Here is an 18,463-nt window from a genome sequence, read left to right on the forward strand (position 1 = left end):
GCCAGGACCGGTAAAGACGTGCCGGGAGCCATGGCAGGCGATCCCGATTGTAATCCTGACGGTGCCGGACCAGAAGAATTCGAGCGATTTGCACATTCATTTTTCTTCTCCTTTGATGACCACACGTATAGCGATCACCTGACACCCAAATATTAGCGCACTATGTGCACTTTACAAGAGTGCACCCTGTGCATTTTTTCTAAAAATTCTGTTATTTTCCTTACGTCATTCTTTTTAAACGAGAAAACGCAAAAGGCCCCCCGCAGGAATTCTGCGAGGGGCCGGTTGCATTCTGCTCCGATTGAGAAAAGTGCCGCCTATTCGGCTGCAATCATGCGCGCCGGATCGTAGTTCAGAATCGGGGCCAGCCAACGTTCCGCATAGGCCAGATCCCAGCCCTTGCGCAGCGCGTAGTCCTCCACCTGGTCCTTTTCGATCTTGCCGACACCAAAATAGTGGCTGTCCGCATGGCCGAAATAGAGACCGGACACCGAAGACCCCGGCAACATGGCCTTGCTTTCCGTCAGCTGAATGCCGGTCAGGCGCTCCGCGTCGAGCAGCTTGAATAGCGTGTCCTTTTCCGTGTGGTCCGGCTGGGCCGGATAGCCAGGCGCCGGGCGAATGCCCTGGTATTTTTCGGCGATGATGTCTTCCAGGGACAAGGCCTCTTCCTTGGCATAGCCCCAGAGATCCGTGCGAACGATCTGGTGGAGCTTTTCCGCAAAGGCTTCCGCCAGCCGGTCCGCCAAGGCCTGGGACAGGATCTTGTTGTAGTCATCCCCTTCCCGGGCATACCGCGCGGCAAGCTCGTCTTCGCCGTGACCGGCCGTCACCGCAAACCCGCCGATCCAGTCGGAGATGCCGCTGTCCTGCTGCGCCACGAAGTCGCTCATCGCAACATTCGCGCGTCCACCGGCGGAACGTGCCATCTGCTGGCGCAGGGTGTGGAAGGTCGCCAGGGTCTCGGACCGGGTCTCGTCGGTAAAGACGCGGAGGTCGTCGCCCACGGCATTTGCCGGCCAAAGTGCGGCGACACCTCGCGCGGTCAGCAGCTTCTTTTCGACGATCTCGTCCAGCATGCGCCGGGCGTCGTCATAAAGCGCCTTGGCTGCCGAGCCATAGCGATTGTCCGTCAGAACGGCCGGATAACGGCCCTTGATTTCCCAGGTCGCGAAAAATGGTGTCCAGTCGATCAGCGGCACGAGGTCTTCCAGTGGGAAGTCATCGAATACCGTTGAGCCCGGTTTCTTCGGCGCGACCGGCGGCTTGCCGGTAAAGTCCGCCTTGAAGGCATTGTCCCGGGCGGCCTTCAGCGACGTGCGCTGCTGGTTGCCCCGGCCGGCCGCATGTTTTTCGGCAATGTCGGCATATTCGGCACGGACATCGGCGTAATAAGGCGCCCGCCCGCCTTCGCTCATCAGCTTGGACGCCACCCCGACCGCACGGCCGGCATCGGTCACATAGATCGCCTGACCCCGCTCGTAGTTCGGATGGATCTTCACAGCCGTGTGGATCTTCGACGTGGTCGCACCGCCAATCAGAAGAGGCACATCCAGGCCCTCACGTTCCAGTTCGGCCGCGACATGGCACATTTCATCGAGCGACGGCGTGATCAGGCCGGACAGCCCGACCATATCGACCTTCTCCGCTTTCGCCGTTTCAAGGATCTTGGCAGCCGGGACCATCACACCAAGATCGATCACCTCGAAATTGTTGCACTGAAGCACAACGCCGACGATGTTCTTGCCAATGTCGTGGACGTCGCCCTTGACGGTCGCCATCAGGATCTTGCCGGCCGACGACTGGCCAGTGATGCCTTTTTCTTCCTTTTCCTTCTCCATGAAGGGCATCAGATAGGCGACGGCCTTTTTCATCACGCGGGCGGACTTGACCACCTGCGGCAGGAACATCTGGCCGGACCCGAAGAGGTCACCGACCACATTCATGCCGTCCATCAACGGGCCTTCGATCACGTGAAGCGGCCGGTCAAACGCCTGCCGGGCTTCTTCCGTGTCCTCGACCACGAAGTCATCGATCCCGTGCACAAGCGCATGTTCCAGCCGCTTGGCCACACCCCAGGTGCGCCAGGTCAGATCGGCTTCCTTCTTCTTGCCGCCTTCGCCTTTCCAGCGCTCGGCCGCGTCCAGCATGCGATCCGTCGCGTCGTCCCTTCGGTTCAGGACCACGTCCTCGCACAGCTCGCGCAATTCGGTGTCCAGATCGTTGTAGACCGCCAGCTGACCGGCATTGACAATGCCCATGTCCATACCGCGCTGAATGGCGTGATAGAGGAACACGGAATGCATGGCCTCGCGCACGGCCTCGTTGCCGCGGAAGGAGAACGACAGGTTCGAAACGCCGCCCGACACATGGGCATGCGGCAGATTTTCGCGGATCCAGCCTGTCGCCCCGATGAAGTCGACGCCGTAATTGTTGTGTTCCTCGATGCCTGTGGCCACCGCAAAGATGTTCGGGTCGAAAATGATGTCCTCCGGCGCGAACCCGACCTTCTCCGTCAGCACCTTGTAGGACCTTGAACAGATCTCGGTCTTGCGCTCGAAGGTATCTGCCTGACCCTTCTCGTCGAAGGCCATCACAACTACGGCGGCGCCATAGCGGCGCACCAGCCTGGCATGCTTGATGAACTCCTCCTCGCCTTCCTTCAGCGAGATTGAGTTCACGACCCCCTTGCCCTGAATGCATTTCAGGCCGGCTTCAATGACGGTCCATTTGGAACTGTCGATCATCACCGGAACCTTGGCGATGTCCGGCTCGGCCGCCACCAGGTTGAGGAAGGTGACCATCGCCTCTTCGGAGTCCAGCAGGCCTTCATCCATGTTGATGTCGATGATCTGCGCGCCGTTTTCGACCTGCTGGCGGGCGACATCAAGCGCGGTCGCATAGTCGCCTTCCTTGATCAGCTTGCGGAAGCGGGCCGACCCGGTGACGTTGGTGCGTTCGCCGACATTGACGAAATTGGTCTCCTTGGTGACGACAAACGGCTCCAGGCCCGACAGGCGCATATGCCTGTCGATTTCCGGGATCGTACGCGGCGTCTTGTCCGCAACGGCGTCCGCAATCGCCTTGATATGCGCCGGGGTGGTGCCGCAGCAGCCGCCGACAATGTTGACAAGCCCGGCAGAGGCAAATTCCTCGATCAGCCCGGCCATGTGCTCCGGGCTCTCGTCATATTCGCCAAACTCGTTGGGCAGACCAGCATTCGGATAGGCGCAGACGAGCGTGTCGGCAACCCGGCCAAGCTCGTCCACATGGGCGCGCATTTCCTTGGCACCAAGGGCACAGTTGAGGCCGATGGCGAGCGGGCTGGTGTGACGTACGGAATTCCAGAAGGCCTCCGGTGTCTGGCCGGAAAGCGTGCGGCCGGACAGGTCGGTGATGGTGCCGGAGACGAGGACCGGCAAGGTCGTGCCGACCTCTTCAAAGACTTCCTCGATCCCGAACAGGGCCGCCTTGGCGTTGAGCGTGTCGAAGATCGTTTCGACCAGAAGGACATCAGCGCCACCGGCAATCAGACCGCGTGCAGCTTCCGCGTAAGCAATGCGAAGATCATCAAAGGAAACAGCGCGGTAGCCGGGATTGTTCACGTCCGGCGAGATGGACGCCGTTCGATTGGTCGGGCCAAGGGCGCCGGCGACGAAGCGGGGCCGCGACGGGTCCTCGGCCATGACCTTGTCACAGGCTTCCCGTGCCAGTTTGGCGCTCTCGAAATTGAGCTCATAGGCCAGTTCCTCCATGCCGTAGTCGGCCTGGGCAATGGTCGTGGAAGAAAACGTGTTGGTCTCGATAAGGTCGGCACCGGCATGAAGATAATCGACATGGATCTGCCGGATCGCGTCGGGCTGGGTCAGGCTCAAGAGGTCGTTGTTGCCTTTGACGTCGCTCGGCCAGTCCTTGAACCTGTCCCCACGATAGGCTGCTTCATCCAGTTTCAGGAGCTGGATTTCAGTTCCCATGGCGCCGTCAAGCACGAGAATACGGGTCTTGGCGAGGTCACGAAGGCGCTCAAAGGCGTCGGACTTGGTCACGGGATCATTCCTTCCAGAAGCTCTGGTTCAATGTGGTCAGGCGCCTTCCTGCATGGAAGGCGCGGATAATCGTGTCGTGTCACCTGCCGAGGAATTCGGCGGTCGAACTTAGAACCCGTTTTGCCCCTCCGGTGGGGAACAAGAGAAGCGTCGGGTGCCCGGTCAAAAAGGCTGGGCCCCTTCACGGGCATGTCCTGCGGGCCGCAGGGTCAAACCTGACAGGCTACCTGATTTCAGGCTGCCAGGTTTTCCGGTTCCTGCCGTCCCATGCCAAGCATGTGACAGATGGCATAAGTCAGATCGGCACGGTTCATGGTGTAGAAGTGAAAGTCATTGATGCCCTTGTCGACGAGATCCATGACCTGTTCGCAGGCCACCGAGACACCAACCAGCTTGCGGGTTTCCGGGTCATCCTTCAGGCCGGCAAAGCGGCGGGCAAGCCATTGCGGGATCGAGGTGCCGCATTTGGCGGAGAACACCATGGTCTGCTCGAAATTGTGGATCGGCAGGATGCCCGGGATAACCGGAATGTTGATGCCGGCGGCCGCAATCCGGTCGAGATAGGAGTCAAACAGATCATTGTCGAAGAAGTACTGCGTGATGATCCGGTCCGCACCGGCATCGACCTTGCGCTTCAGATTGTCGATCTCGCTCTGCCAGCTGCCGCTTTCCGGGTGTTTTTCCGGATAGCCGGAAACCGAAATGTCGAAATTGGCGATCTTCTTGATCCCGGCAACCAGGTCCGAAGCGTAAGGGTAGCCATTGTTGTGCGGCGTGTAGCGCGTGCCGATCCCCTCAAGAGGGTCACCGCGCAGGGCCACAAGGTGGCGAACGCCAAGGTCCCAATAGTCACGCACGATCTCGTTGACTTCGTCCTGAGATGCCCCGACGCAGGTCAGGTGGGCCGCAGGTGCAAGGTCCGTTTCGGTCAGGATCCGTTCAACGGTCTTGTGGGTGCGCTCACGCGTCGACCCGCCGGCGCCATAGGTCACGGAGACAAAGGACGGCGCAAGCGGAGCCAGCCGCTGAACCGTGTTCCACAGCGTCTCGGCCATCTTGTCGCTCTTGGGTGGAAAGAACTCGAACGACGCGGTGATCGGCGACGGAGCCGCCTGATGCGAGCGGCGGTTGGACGTGTCAGTCATTTCAGGCGACCTCTCGGGACGTATCTCTTGCTGGCAGGTCGGTGACGATGCGTCGGTCACGGGCAAGCCAGAGGGTAACAGTCAGGTTGGTATCGTTGTCTTCTCCCGGAACAAGGTCGGTCACCTGTTCCAGATCCAGTTCAAGCGCGTCCAGCCAGCGCTCCATCTGGTCATGGGCAAATCCAAGACGGCGATGGGCGTGCTTCTCGCGCAGGAATTCAAGCTCGTGCGGGGCAAAATCAATGATCAGCAGGCGGCCTCCGGGGCGCAGCGCCCGGGCGGCTTCACTCAGCGCCCGCGCCGGCTCGTCCAGGAAGTGCAGCACCTGGTGGATGGTCACCACATCAAAGGAACGCGGAGGCACGTTGAGCGCATAGGCGTCGCCGTGGCGGACCTGGGCATTGGAAAGGCCTGCCTTGGCAAGATTGGCCCGGGCAACAGCCAGCATGTCGTGGGAGGCATCAATGCCGAGGGCTGTTGTGTACTGGTCCGCAAACACCTCGAGCAGACGGCCGGTTCCGGTCCCCAGATCGAGAAATGACTGGAAGGGCGTGTCTCCAAGCGCAGACCGCATGGCGGCCTCAACATCCTCTTCGGAGACATGCAGCGACCGCTCGCGATCCCAGGTGAGCGCGCGCGCGGCAAAATAGGCAGCGGCCTCTTCCGCCTTGGCCTTGCGAATGCCTTGAAAGCGCTCCTGGTCGGCAGCCAGGACAGCGTCGTCGGTCGAGATGCGGGCGACAAGGTCGCGCGCCAGTTGACCGGCGGGGCCGTCGGCCAAACGGTAATAGACCCAGGATCCTTCCGGATAACGCTTGATCAGATCGGCCTCGGCAAGAAGCTTCAGATGGCGCGAAATACGGGGTTGGCTCTGACCAAGTATTGCGGTCGCATCCTTTACCGTCAGCTCACTTTCCGCCAACAGGGCGATCAGGCGAAGACGTGTTGTCTCGCCGACTGCCCGAAGGGCTGTCAGAGTGTCTTCCACGGAAAGGGTATGCTCATCAGTCATCAGTTTCGCCATCAATGTCGATATAAAGATATCTTTATATCAAATGCTCGATCGATGCAAGCGATCAAAACATTTGCGACACGGATTGGTTTAAATGCGCCTAATTTGACCAAAACCCTCAGTAACTGTTCGCCCACCGCATCTTTCTACGGCCAGTTTCCCGACACTGCGTACGCACATCGAAGGGGCCGGCTACAGTTTGTCATTGCAAAATGGACCGGCGATCTGTTGTCTGGAAACGCTCGAGATGCAGAACGGCGTTGTCATCGGCACCGACAGCTCTTTGTTCACTTTCGCTGACCCAGATGTGCCCCGATCATGCAGAGTCCCACCGCCGGCCCGCGCCTCTCCACCCTGATCCTGCTGTCGGCGCTCTGCATCCTTCCGATCAACATCTTCCTGCCATCGCTGACCAACATGGCTGCAGAGTTCGACGTGGACTATGCCATTGTCGGCCTGTCCCTGGCGGCCTATGCCGCCGTCTCGGCCCTCCTGCAACTGGTGCTTGGGCCGCTCTCCGACCGATTCGGCCGCCGGCCGGTCATCCTGGGCGGACTTGTGATCTTCCTTGTGGCGACACTCGGCTGCATTCTGGCCCGGGACATCTGGTGGTTCCTGACCTTCAGGTTGATCCAGGCTGTCATCGCCCCGACCTATGCCGTGGCGCTCGCCGTCGTGCGCGACACGACCAGCAAGCAGGACGCCGCCAGCAAGATCGGCTACATAGCGATGGCCTGGGCTGTTGCCCCCATGCTTGGACCCGGTTTCGGCGGCCTCCTGGACGAAACCTTCGGCTGGCGGGCCAGTTTCTGGTTCCTGGCAGCCTTTGGTGTCTCGGTTCTGGTGTTGTGCTGGTTTGACCTCAAGGAAACCAACCGGTCGCCGTCCGACACGATCCTCGAACAGTTCCGGACATACCCTGAGCTCATAAGATCGCGCCGCTTCTGGGCTTACACGGTCTGCATGGGCTTTTCGATCGGTGCCTTTTTCGCCTTCCTGGCCGGCGCACCGCTTGCCGCCAACGCGGCCTTCGACCTGTCACCGGGCGTGCTTGGTCTTTTCATGGGCTCCATCACGGGCGGCTTCATGATCGGCAGTTTCCTATCCGGACGGTTTGCCGGCCGCGTTCGGCTGACCACAATGATGCTTACCGGCCGGATCATCGCCTGTGCAGGCCTCCTGCTTGGGCTTGGCCTCTACGTGACCGGGGCAGACCATGTTCTGGCCCTCTTCGGCCCCTGCATGCTTGTTGGTCTTTCCAACGGTTTGACGCTGCCCAGCGCCAATGCGGGCGTTTTGTCTGTCAGGCCCAAGCTAGCGGGAAGCGCGGCCGGCCTGGCAGGGGCTTTCACGGTCATGTCGGGCGCAATCATGTCCTGGATCGCCGGGATGGCCTTGTCCGATGAAAATGTCCGTTATGGCTTGCTGGTGATCATGCTCGGGTCGGCAATGATCGCGCTCGGTGCCGCCGTCGCGGCCCGTCGCTACGAGCACCTTTCCGGCAGCGAGGGCGTATAGGCCGCATCCGACCGGCTTTTGCTCGCGGACAGTTGTCTCAGCTTGCTGCGGCCTGTTCGCCGGTCTCCAGCATGTGAGCAAATGCTCCGTCGCGGACGCAGCGTGGCAATTCCTTGAGAGGAACAAGTTCGGTGCCGATCAGCTCCCGCCGGTAGAGCTCTTCGATGTTGCTGGTATCGACCGTCTGCCCGTGAACCACGGAGGCAAGCTTGGTCCTGAAAGCTTCAAGCCCCCCCATGGACGAGAAGTGCCACCCCGCATCGGGAACAATCGTGACCGGACGGCTGATACCGGAGAGGTTGTTGTTGCGGATCCTGAGGAAAGGCTGGGTCAGAAATCCGGGAACATAGCTCTTCTTGGTCAGCCGCGCCTTGGTGCGCCGCAGCTGCTGCGGCGTCGTCAGGAATTTCTTTTCGATCATGCGCGACCCAAGCAGCCAGGTCTTGCCCGGAACAATCCTGTTGAGGTGATGCTTGTGCAGGCTCTGCTCGAAGACCAGAAGGCGGTTCCTGCAAAGCCGTTCGTTCAACACCTTCGCAAGGACCGGCTTGCGGATAACTTCATCCACATCCGACAACAGGATCAGATCGTCCGGCGCACAGTCTTCCAGCGCGCGTGCAACGCAGTTGCGCTGATAGTTTTCGCGCTCCCAGTCTTTCTTCCGCCGGTTCTTGTAAACCCCGAGCGCCGGAGGCAACTCGTCCGGAAACTCGATTTGCAGATCGATGATCTTGTCGGCCCAGGGCGCAAAACGCTCCCGGTTTTCGGCGAAATAGTAAGGTTTGGCGCCGCCGCGCTGCGTCTGGTTGGCTTCTACGAGAACAAAATGGTCGACATGGTCGCCCATTTCCCGCAGACGGATTTCCAGAAGGTCGAACTCGTTGTGAAAGACAAAACAGTCGTAAAGCTTCATGTCAGGCCTACAGGCTCTTCCATAGTCTGAATTGCGCCCTGAGCGCCTTTTCCTGGAGATAGCGCTTGATCTTGAACGAGGCCGGCAATGTGAGCCCGTCCGCGGACCATTTTCCGGACAAGAACACCTCGTCGAATTTCTGCATCACCGGACCTGGCAGATAGGCCGCCACGGAATCACGTGCAAGATCGGAATCCTGCAGGGACGGCGTATATTCTGACAGCAGGCGCACGAGATCCCGCTGCGTCCGGTAGATCCACTCGGATTTGGGGGTCATGACGACATGATTCTGATCCATCCCGCCGGCCCAGCTGTAGACCGGCTTGCCGAACATCAGGAACTCCGCGATGGCCAGTCCGAAACTCTCGCCGATTTTCTTGGCGTTGAGCCCGGCATCGCAGGTCGCGATGAAACGCGACTTTTCCAACGGGTCGACGATCGGCGGCAGAAACAGCACGCGGTCGTGATCGATGAACTTGTGCGTGTTGACGAACAGAAACCAGAGGTTCGCCCGCTTGCCGAGAGCCTCTTCAACGGCCGTCTGCGCAAACGGAATGTTGAACTGGTCAGCGCCGCCATAGCGTCCCACCACATGCGCGTCCGCCGGAATGCCAAGCTCGGCGCGCAGCGTACCGGTCGGTAGCGGCAGATCGACAATATGCGGGACGGCCGGGGCAAGTCCGCCGGTCATCCAGTCGGCCAGCCAGTCGGAGACATAGGCATAGACATCGCCATGCGGCTCGAAATGACGAAACACGGAATGAACGCCCGAGCTGTTCGCGGCAACGTCCAGCGGACCAAGGCGCCCCTCACGTATGTAGTAGCAGAAGTCGAGCTGCAACGGCTCGCTGACCCGGCGAGCGTCAACGCCCGCTTCGACCGGCACCATGGTCAGGGACTGTCCGAATTTTTCCACGACGGACGGAGTGCTCTTGGCTTTCTTGTAAAAGACAAAGGCCTCGTGCCCAAGCTTGTCCTGGACCCCGAGCGCATAGTCATGAAGCGCGACACTCATGCCGCGCTCGTTCAAGGTGCCTGCCTGAAATCCGATCCGCATTCCGGTCCTGTTGTCTCGCACCAAAGCGCGCCGACCATATTCTTGCGCCGTCGCAGTTTGGCATTACCGCCGGGAGCGATAAAGGATTTCACGGCAGAGGTCCATGCACCCGCAGAAGAAATGCACGCTGGTGAGCGACGCCTGCCCAAAACCAACTACTTGATCGTGAATGGCAGGTCGACCTTCGCCGAACCACCGCCATGTTCGTCATTGACCGTCAACACAAGCACATAGTCACCGGCGGGTGCACCGCTGACATTCAGCGTCAGATTGGCCATGTATTCGGTGTTCGGCACGTGGCTCTTGAAATTGAACCGGCCAAAGCCCTTCTGACCGGCAAGCACCTTGCCCTCCGGGGACGTCAGATCGAAATCGACGGTCAAAAGGGAGTTGTAAAGCCCGTCCTGCTGCTTCCAGTCAAAGCCAACCGGCTCGAGGTAGATCAAAAGAGGTTCTCCGGACGCAAAACTGTCGCCGGCCCGGGCCGTGTAGATGCCATAGCCGTCTGCGGGGGCCGTGACATAGGTCGCCGTCTGGATGGCCATGGGCGCCTCGTTCCAGACATCGAACAGCGCCTGGCGCATCAGGTCGATGGCTTCAACACCCTTGCCCGCTCCCAGCGCTGTTTCCGCTTCACCCGCCTTGTCCTGCAAGGGACCGGCAAGAGCCGATCCCGCAAGCGCAAGGCTGAGAACCATACCGGCAATACCACTTCTGAGCATCTTTCCCCCCAATGCCTGAACCTGGTGGAAAAGAAGCATAACATCGTGACAGAGCCATTGCGCAAGTCATTCAGCCTCGGTCGGGCAATCAGACCTGGCTTCTGGCGGCGAACCGGTCAGATCTGATCGGTTCCGCCCCCCCCATTATCTCCTTCAAGATCATCGAAGCTGCTATGGGCCGCCCCGCCAGCGAGCGCCGCCTGGGCGGCGGCCTGCGCGGCGGCCGCCCGTTGAGCGTCCGAGGGTGCTTCGCCGTCTTCCCCTGCAACCCGCACGGTCACCTGGCGATGCGCAAACTTGATACCGTTCTGCTCAAACAGATCCCGAAGGCCGGCATAGACGATCTTCCTCAGTTCGAATTGCTTGCCCGGCTTGGTGGTGAATTTCACCCGCGCGATCATGGCACTGTCTTCCATCGACATGATGCCCTGGGACTTGAGCGGAGCCAGGAACATCGGCCCGTAATACTCGTCTTCAAGCAGTTCCTTGCCGAAATTCTTGATCAGCTTGCGCATCTTCTCAACGTCGGTGTCGTATGTCACCCGGAAGGCAAGCTTCATGACGGCCCAGTCGCGTGAGAAATTCTCCACCTGCTGGATTTCGCCAAACGGAACCGTCGTCAGCGCACCGCGATGGTGGCGCAGCTGCATGGATCGGATCGAGATTTTCTCGACCATGCCCTTCGCGCTGCCGATGTCGATGTATTCGCCTTTCCGGAACGCATCGTCGATCAGGTAGAAGGCACCGGAGAAGATGTCCCGGATCAGGGTCTGGGCACCGAAGCCGATGGCGAGGCCGACAACACCGGCACCGGCAAAGAGCGGGGCAATGTTCACCCCGAGTTCCGCCAGGACCACCATGGCCGCAATCACGACGATGGTGATCAGCAGGAAATTGCGGAAGATCGGCAGCAGGGTGGCAATCCTGCTTTCGCCGGCTCCGCCAACTTCCGCTTCCTCGTCCTTCTCCGCAGGTGCTTCCTTGGCGATCTGACGGTCGATGACGATCTTGACCGCCTCGTAGGCCATATAACCCAGGAACACGACCAGCAGCACCTCGATGAAGGATCCGATCAGGGAGCCGCTGCCGGCAAGTGGCACGCCCCATTGATTGGCCAGGATGTCGACGGCACCGAAGACGACTATGATCGCAGCCCCTCGGTCGAACAGATCCCGGAAGGGGGATCGCATCGCTTCCCGTTCGGCGGCTTCCGCACGCGCCTGGGCCTGGGCGCTTTCCTCGTCCTGCTCGCTGCCTTCGTTCTCTTCGGCCCGCTGAATGTCTTCCGCGATTTTCGCCTGCGCGTCAGCCGTATCGAGCCGTGGCAACAGCACGCGGTCGATGATCAGGATCAGGAGGCCATAGACGATCGCCGCCAACAGGATCACCTGGAGCGGAGCGCCGACGAGCCCAGTGGCATCCGGAAGATCAAGCAGGATACGGACCGCGGAAATGCCCCAGGCAATCACGAAATAGAAGATGGCGATGTAGTGCCAGGACCCTGCGATGACACGCCGCCAGACGGGCACGTCCCCCTCGCCCCGGATCAACCGGGCAATGGCCTTGCGATACGCGAAGGCGATGCCGGTCAGGATGATCATGGACAGGGCCGAAGCGCCGATCAGGGCGACCTTGTGCGCGTCCTCGTTCAATCCGAGTCGTTCCATCCAGAGACAGAAAGCAACCGCAAACAGCGAGACACCTGCGCCGATCAACAAGCTCTTGTACAGACCGTTCGCTTCCGAGTTGGTCAGAGCGATCAACCGATGACTTTCTGCATCGGGCACCAGCAGATTGAGCCAGATGATCCTGAGCGCCATAAAGACAGCGACGACACCGAACACCACCATGGCGGTTTCGTTGGCAGCCTCCAGGCCGGACCCGATCAAAAGAAAGACCAGAACCGAAACGGCGAAGAACAGAACGACGCCGACAATCATCAAAAGCGCGCGCAAATAGAGATAGATGATCTTGTCAGACCGCGAATAGGCATCCTCCTTGTACATGGAGGCAAACTGCCGCCGGCCCCAGCGTGCAAGCAGGATGGACGCCGCAATGCCGAAGGCAGCTGCGATGACGATGTCCATCAGCGCGGTGGGAATCCAGCTCAGCCCCTGCCCTTCACCTTCGTCCTGCAGGGTTTCCAGCATCGTGTCGTGGATGGTCGGAATTTCCTTCAGGATGGATTTGAAGACATCCCTTGCCGCCACCGCCTCATCTGCAAACTCATCGACAGAACCGAGAATTCCCCCGCCTTCTTCGTCTCCCTCTTCATGGGCGGCTTCGTCGTCAGCCGTTTCGGCGGCCACCTTGTCGTTTGCAGCCTTGTCGTCCGTCTCCCCCGACGCGGCCATGCCGGAGATCACGCCGGTAAGGCCCTGTGCCTGCACAGGCAGGGATGTGGCGCTGAAAACAAGCAGGACGGTGAACAGGACACTCAGAAACCGAAACGCATTCCGGACGCGGGCGGGTTTCAGATTGAGGGGACGGGAAAGCGTATGAGGCAGACGCATGAGAGCTCCGTGTCGAGTCGCATGAAAAACTGCGTCCTTCTTTGCACGGATCTGTTTGATTTGAAAGAAACTGCGCCAAATGGGAGCAGATCAAAAAAACAAACCCGGCTCTGACGAGCCGGGCTTCAAGTCTCAGCAGGATGCGCCTCGCTGGTAAATTCAGTGCAGAACGTTGTGGTTCCAATGTGCCATCTTGCGCTTGGCTTCCGCGATGGTCATGCGTTCGAAGGTTGCCATGGCGTCGCTGCGCACTTCCGGTGTCAGCCGGTGGCGCCAGGGTCCGATGCCGAGCAGCGAACCGACCGTGATGGAGGAAAAGCCCGACGCCTTGGCCAGGATCACGAAGGGCTCCGGATCCGGCCGGACCATCCAGTGACTGACTTCCTCCACCCCACAGCGGACCAGCCAGGCAAATGTGGCCACCGCTTCTGCAAACCGGTCCTCGGAGGCAAAACGGCGCAGTGCCGCTTCATTGACCATGCCGCGCTTGGCAAGGAGCAGGATCCGGCCGCGCGCGGTTTCAAAGTCGTACCGGCCCAGCCAGTACTGGTTCGACATGCGCTGTGCGGCAACGTCTGCGGCTTCATCGACCCGTGCCGCTTCCTGACCGCGACCCTGCGCATGCAGCTTGCGCCGCACTTCTTCGCTGGCCACGGAAATCAGGCTGGCGATATGGGCTTCTGCCAGGTCGGCGCGCTCACTCAGCGAAAGCTGCAAGGTGGCATCGGACGCCGCATCGCTGATCAGGGAGATGATCGACAGGTTCGACAGGCTGGCACCGTCGTTGCTGGCAACCTTGCGCTTCACCTTCAGATCACCCTCGCGCACCAGAACATCCGTCAGCTCTTCGGAAAGAACCTCGCGCTGTGCAATTGCAAACCGATGGGAGTTACCGCGTTTTTCGGCGATCTTGATCAGGTCGGTGTCGCGCAGAACGGTTGACCGCAACAGGATCGGTTCGGCAACTTCGATGTCGTCATCTGCCAGGCGGCGGATGGTTTCTTCCGGACCGCGGCGCAGGCTGGCCATTTGCTCGGCAACGTAGCGACGCACCTCGGCTTCGACCATGTCGACGAGGCGTAGCAGCACGCTGTCATAGATATCAACCTGTTCATCCGAGCAACGGTCGGAGGTCAGGGCGAACAGCGTTGCGACATGCCGGGCCAGTTCGGCCCGACGGGCGCTGCCAGCTTCACCGGTCAGCTCCGAGAAGTTTACCAGTTCTGTTTTCAACGCTTCAGTCATTCTTCGATACCAGTTTTCAAATGGGTGCCGGTCCGGCGTTGATACCGAAAATGAAGGTGAGATTTAAAGAAGGTCGAAACGCGCTTTTCGAGAATGTAATCGTCTTTTTGTAAAACTTTCCGAGAATTCTATACATATACCATGTATTCAATATAAGATACTGAATTTAAATAATTATCTCCTTTTCCCAGCAGGGTGAAGAGGGAGAAAATGCTGGCTGAAATTGTAAAAAAATAATTGCGAAAAAGTCTTCCTGGCTGCGCTGGCGCCTGACTTCGGCGGTTGGCATTTACCCCTCTGTTAAAGAACCAAATGACAGTTTTAACCTCGGAAAACCGCGACGGATCGCCCTGCGCACACGAATTAAAAAATAATTTTCTTTTCTTATTGATGTGCTGATTTACACCCCCACATAAAGAAAGGAAATTATTTTTTAATGGAGAAATTCATGCCCCGCCCGCACCCAGCACACCTTCATCTGGTCCCGCCCTCCAGCGACACCCGCGGTCTTCAAAACTGGGCGACGGCTTTGAAACATCTGTTCCGGAAAAAACCGGCCTATGGTGCAATTCCGCATGACCTGCTCGCCGACGTTCTTGCAGACAACGGATTGCGCGCCCGGGAAGAGGAAAGGCGCCGCCCGGAAATCAGCGGTCTCTGGAACTGACGTCGTCGAAAGGCATTCAAAAACCAGAAAACCCGGCGCCTTGCGGCACCGGGTCTGAGTTCATCGCCTCCCGAAAGGGCGTCCGGCTTACTCTGCCGCCGCCAGAAATTCCTTGGTCCCCACCTGATCGTCACTGCCATCGTCATTGCTCTTGTGGAGCTGGCTGAGCAGGAGGCGGCGTTTGTCGGCGGCCTTTTCCAGGTTGGTCTCTTTTACGGGTCCAAAGCCCCTTACGAGATCCGGCACCCGGGCAAGTTCGACCAGCAGACCGTATTTGCTGTCGGGTAACCGGTTGAGGATTTCGGCAATATCGGCCTCGTATTGAACGATCAGTGCCCGCTCGCCCCTGCGCTCGGCGGTTCGGGCGAACGGATCGTACCATTTGCCGCGCATGCCCTTGAACCCGGCCAGCAGCTTGAACGCGCTGAAGATCCAGGGCCCGAAGGCGATCTTTTCCGGACGACCGGTCTTCGGATCAATGCGGTGCGCCAGCATCGGCGGCGCCAGATGCACTTTCAGCTGCCGCGGATTTTCAAACCGCTGCGCGATCTTCTCCTTGAAGGCCGGATCGGAATAGAGCCGGGCCACCTCATATTCATCCTTGTAGGCCATCACCTTGTAGAGCATGTCGGCGACGGTCTGGGTCAGGCGCAAGGTGCCGGGGCCATGAGCTTCGTCCGCTGCCTTGACCTTGGCAACCAGAGAAAGATACCGGTCGGCATAGGTGCTATCCTGATAGGCGGTCAGCTCGGCCGCGTTGAACGCGATCTTTTCGTCCAGCGTAAAGACCCGCGGCCTGGCTTCCGACGGCAGCGAAGTGAGCAGTTTTTCCGGCTCGGCCGCCAGAACCCGTCCGGCTCGGAACGCCTTGATGTTGTTCTTCACCGCAGCGCCGTTCAGCTCCAGTGCGGTCTCGATAGCGTAATCGGAGATCGGCAGGGCACCACTCTGATAGGCCATGCCCACAAGAAGCATGTTGGCGTAGATGGCATCGCCCAGCAGTTTTTCGGCAACATCAGCTGCATTCACCGGCAGATAGGTGCTCGACGCCTGGCGCAGGGCATTGTCCATCCGTTGCTCGTCGAAGGACAGCGTCTGCTTCAGGACGAATTCCGCCGTCGGCGCCACCTTGGTGTTGGCCACCGTCAGCGTATGCCCCCGGTGGGCGAGCGCCAACTGGTCCGCATTGGCAGCGACCACCATGTCACTGGCAATCAGAAGATCCAGGCTTGCCGCCGGAACACGCGGCCCTTCGATGGATTTGTCGAGCGCGGCAAAGCGCACGTGAGACGTGACCGGACCGCCCTTTTGCGCCAGACCGGTCATGTCCAGCGTCGAGGCCTGTTTGCCGTCGACATGAGCGGCCATGGCCAGCACCGCGCTGATCGTGGTCACACCCATGCCACCGATACCGGCGACCAGCGTGTTCTGCGTCCGCTCCAGCGACGCCAGCTCAGGTTGCGGCAGAGCTTCGACCAGGACGTCGACATCAACATCAGCCTTTTTCGGCTTCTTGAGCGCGGCACCGTCGATCTCGACAAAGGACGGGCAGAAGCCCTTGATGCAGGAAAAGTCCTTGTTGCAGCTGGACTGGTTGATGGTCCGCTTTTCTCCGAACGGGGTCGGAAGCGGTTCCACCGACAGACAGTTCGACTGGACCGAGCAGTCGCCGCAGCCCTCGCAGACGCGATCATTGATGAACAGACGCATGTCCGGATCCGGGAAGGAGCCGCGCTTGCGCCGGCGGCGCTTTTCCGCCGCGCAGGTCTGGTCATAAACAATCACGGAAACGCCCGGATACGTCTGCAACTCTTCCTGCACATCCATCAGTTCATCGCGGTGATGCACCTTCGTACCCGGCGCAATCGGCGACCAGGAGCCATAGCCTTCCGGGTTTTCGGAGACGATGGCAATGCGTTCCACGCCTTCCGCTTCCAGCTGGCGGGTGATCTGCGGCACGGTCAGCTGGCCATCGACCTTCTGACCGCCGGTCATGGCAACCGCGTCGTTGTACAGCACCTTGTAAGTGATCGGCACCTTGGCCGCGAGCGCCTGGCGGATGGCCAGGATGCCGGAGTGGAAATAGGTGCCGTCGCCGACATTGGCAAAGACGTGGCTGTCGCCGGAGAAAGGCTGCTGGCCAACCCAGAGCACACCCTCACCGCCCATGGCGATCTGGCCCTCGGTCGTGCGGCCGGCCATTTCGGTCATGGCATGACAGCCGATGCCCGGCATGGAGCGGGAGCCTTCCGGTGTCCTGGTCGAGGTCGAATGCGGGCAGCCGGAGCAGAAATAGGGAATGCGGGCGGCGCGTTCCGCATGGCCCTGGGCCCACATGGCCTGCTTGTTCATCCGTGCAGCGACAGCGCGCATTTCGTCGTTGACCACATCCCCGGGCAACCACTTCATCAGCCCTTCGATAAGTTCGGCGACCGAAATCTCCAGAACGTCGGACAGGAACGGCGCCCCGTCCGGGCGGCGCTTGCCCCAGATTTCCGGGCGGCTCATTTCCGGCCAGTGATAGGAGATCTCCTTGATCTGCGTTTCCATGAAGGCACGCTTGTGCTCAACCACCAGCAGGCGTTCAGCACCGCGGGCAAATTCGCGCAGGCCGAGCGGTTCCAGCGGCCAGGTCATCGCGACCTTGTAGACCCCGAGCCCGAGACGTTTTGCGAAATCCTCGGTGATGCCCATCAGGTCAAGGGCCTGCAGCAGATCGCGATAGGCCTTGCCGGAGGTCACGATCCCCAGTTTGGCGTTGCTGCGGGTGCCGAAGGCGACCCGGTCGAGGCCATTGGTGCGCACATAGGCCTGGGCGGCCGGCACACGCAGGTCACGCACCAGACGCTCTGTTTCCAGCCGGTTGCCCAGAAGCAGGTCGCGGTTCTGGCGGTAGTCCTTGCGCGGGTCGCCTTCGAGCGGACGCACCAGCCGCAGCCGGTTCGGCGCCACGTTGATGGTGGCAGACGCATCCATCGTGTCGGCCACACAGATCAGTGCGGTCCACAAGCTGGTAAAGCGTGACATTTCCAGCCCATGAAGGCCGTAGTCGAGCACTTCCTGGATGTCCGCCGGATTGAGCACCGGCATTTCGGCATGTTCGAAGAAGAATTCGCTCTGGGCCGGAAGAATGGAGGATTTGGCCAGGTGATCGTCCCCGGCCAGCGCAAGGACACCACCGTTTCGGTCGGTACCGGACGCATTTGCCTGACGCAGGGCGTCGCCGGCACGGTCCACCCCCGGTGCCTTGCCGTACCAGATCCCGAAGACCCCGTCATAGGCTGTTGGCCGGCCGATACCACCTTCGCCGCGCAGTTTCTGGCTGCCCCAGACGGCTGTTGCGCCCAGCTCTTCATTGACGCCGGGCTTGAAGACAACGTCATACCCCTGGAGGTGCCGGTGCGCGCGCATCAGTTCGGTGTCATAGCCGGCAAGCGGCGAACCGCGGTATCCGGAGATGAACCCACCGGTTTTCAGACCGGCCTCCCGATCCATGCGGGCCCGGTCGAGCGCAAGGCGGACAAGTGCCTGTATGCCCGTCAGGTAGACCCGGCCTTCCGTGGCGACATATTTGTCCTCCAGGGTCACGGTTGGCATATGCACGTTCATCCGAATTCCTCCTCAT

General features: G+C 60.1%; 11 protein-coding genes. 2 read left to right on the top strand and 9 right to left on the bottom strand.

The window, feature by feature from the left end; translation table 11 throughout:
• Positions 1–317: 317 nt before the first annotated feature.
• From metH to CHH27_RS09200, 3 genes are all read right to left on the bottom strand, one after another.
• On the bottom strand, positions 318–4,046 hold the full coding sequence (gene metH / locus CHH27_RS09190; RefSeq protein WP_094071317.1) for a methionine synthase: 3,729 nt from the start codon (positions 4,044–4,046) through the stop codon (positions 318–320).
• Positions 4,047–4,279: 233 nt separating this feature from the next.
• Positions 4,280–5,191: a methylenetetrahydrofolate reductase [NAD(P)H] gene (gene metF / locus CHH27_RS09195; protein ID WP_094071318.1), complete on the bottom strand. Its 912-nt coding sequence runs from the start codon at positions 5,189–5,191 to the stop codon at positions 4,280–4,282.
• A 1-nt stretch (position 5,192) separates the two neighbouring features.
• Entirely contained in the window at positions 5,193–6,203 is a 1,011-nt protein-coding gene (locus CHH27_RS09200) for a metalloregulator ArsR/SmtB family transcription factor (protein WP_198338385.1), read from the bottom strand.
• A 318-nt stretch (positions 6,204–6,521) separates the two neighbouring features.
• Between CHH27_RS09200 and CHH27_RS09205 the strand changes: the two genes are divergently transcribed.
• The gene (locus tag CHH27_RS09205; RefSeq protein WP_094071319.1) at positions 6,522–7,721 is read left to right on the top strand and encodes a multidrug effflux MFS transporter; all 1,200 of its coding nucleotides are present in this window, start codon (positions 6,522–6,524) and stop codon (positions 7,719–7,721) included.
• 37 nt (positions 7,722–7,758) lie between these two features.
• On the opposite strand, the gene CHH27_RS09210 is transcribed toward CHH27_RS09205, so the two are convergent.
• The 5 genes from CHH27_RS09210 to CHH27_RS09230 form a co-directional block, all read right to left on the bottom strand.
• A complete protein-coding gene (locus CHH27_RS09210) occupies positions 7,759–8,634 on the bottom strand; it encodes a hypothetical protein (RefSeq protein ID WP_094071320.1) in 876 nt (291 codons plus the stop codon).
• Between the two features lie 7 nt (positions 8,635–8,641).
• On the bottom strand, positions 8,642–9,691 hold the full coding sequence (locus CHH27_RS09215) for a hypothetical protein (protein WP_094071321.1): 1,050 nt from the start codon (positions 9,689–9,691) through the stop codon (positions 8,642–8,644).
• A 155-nt stretch (positions 9,692–9,846) separates the two neighbouring features.
• Positions 9,847–10,413 (bottom strand): hypothetical protein, encoded by a 567-nt coding sequence (locus tag CHH27_RS09220; protein ID WP_157738828.1) that lies wholly within the window; start codon positions 10,411–10,413, stop codon positions 9,847–9,849.
• A gap of 116 nt (positions 10,414–10,529) precedes the next feature.
• Positions 10,530–12,926, bottom strand: coding sequence for a mechanosensitive ion channel family protein (locus CHH27_RS09225; RefSeq protein WP_094071323.1), 2,397 nt, complete (start codon positions 12,924–12,926; stop codon positions 10,530–10,532).
• Positions 12,927–13,085: 159 nt separating this feature from the next.
• Positions 13,086–14,171, bottom strand: coding sequence for a DUF2336 domain-containing protein (locus CHH27_RS09230; protein ID WP_094071324.1), 1,086 nt, complete (start codon positions 14,169–14,171; stop codon positions 13,086–13,088).
• A 448-nt stretch (positions 14,172–14,619) separates the two neighbouring features.
• On the opposite strand from CHH27_RS09230, the gene CHH27_RS09235 reads away from it, so the two are divergent.
• Positions 14,620–14,838, top strand: coding sequence for a hypothetical protein (locus CHH27_RS09235; RefSeq protein WP_157738830.1), 219 nt, complete (start codon positions 14,620–14,622; stop codon positions 14,836–14,838).
• Between the two features lie 87 nt (positions 14,839–14,925).
• Here the strand turns inward: CHH27_RS09235 and CHH27_RS09240 are convergent, their stop codons facing one another.
• Positions 14,926–18,447, bottom strand: a complete 3,522-nt coding sequence (locus CHH27_RS09240) for an indolepyruvate ferredoxin oxidoreductase family protein (protein WP_094071326.1) — start codon at positions 18,445–18,447, stop codon at positions 14,926–14,928.
• Between the last annotated feature and the right edge of the window lie 16 nt (positions 18,448–18,463).

This window comes from Labrenzia sp. VG12 (genome assembly GCF_002237595.1).
GTDB lineage: Bacteria > Pseudomonadota > Alphaproteobacteria > Rhizobiales > Stappiaceae > Roseibium.

What these genes read in the sequence shown, in the direction of transcription:
- CHH27_RS09240 (WP_094071326.1), bottom strand. Translation starts at nt 18,447, where the DNA reads ATGAACGTGCATATGCCAACCGTGACCCTGGAGGACAAATATGTCGCC.
- CHH27_RS09220 (WP_157738828.1), bottom strand. Translation starts at nt 10,413, where the DNA reads ATGCTCAGAAGTGGTATTGCCGGTATGGTTCTCAGCCTTGCGCTTGCG.
- CHH27_RS09210 (WP_094071320.1), bottom strand. Translation starts at nt 8,634, where the DNA reads ATGAAGCTTTACGACTGTTTTGTCTTTCACAACGAGTTCGACCTTCTG.
- CHH27_RS09205 (WP_094071319.1), top strand. Translation starts at nt 6,522, where the DNA reads ATGCAGAGTCCCACCGCCGGCCCGCGCCTCTCCACCCTGATCCTGCTG.
- metF (WP_094071318.1), bottom strand. Translation starts at nt 5,191, where the DNA reads ATGACTGACACGTCCAACCGCCGCTCGCATCAGGCGGCTCCGTCGCCG.
- CHH27_RS09225 (WP_094071323.1), bottom strand. Translation starts at nt 12,926, where the DNA reads ATGCGTCTGCCTCATACGCTTTCCCGTCCCCTCAATCTGAAACCCGCC.
- CHH27_RS09215 (WP_094071321.1), bottom strand. Translation starts at nt 9,691, where the DNA reads ATGCGGATCGGATTTCAGGCAGGCACCTTGAACGAGCGCGGCATGAGT.
- CHH27_RS09230 (WP_094071324.1), bottom strand. Translation starts at nt 14,171, where the DNA reads ATGACTGAAGCGTTGAAAACAGAACTGGTAAACTTCTCGGAGCTGACC.
- CHH27_RS09235 (WP_157738830.1), top strand. Translation starts at nt 14,620, where the DNA reads ATGCCCCGCCCGCACCCAGCACACCTTCATCTGGTCCCGCCCTCCAGC.
- CHH27_RS09200 (WP_198338385.1), bottom strand. Translation starts at nt 6,203, where the DNA reads ATGACTGATGAGCATACCCTTTCCGTGGAAGACACTCTGACAGCCCTT.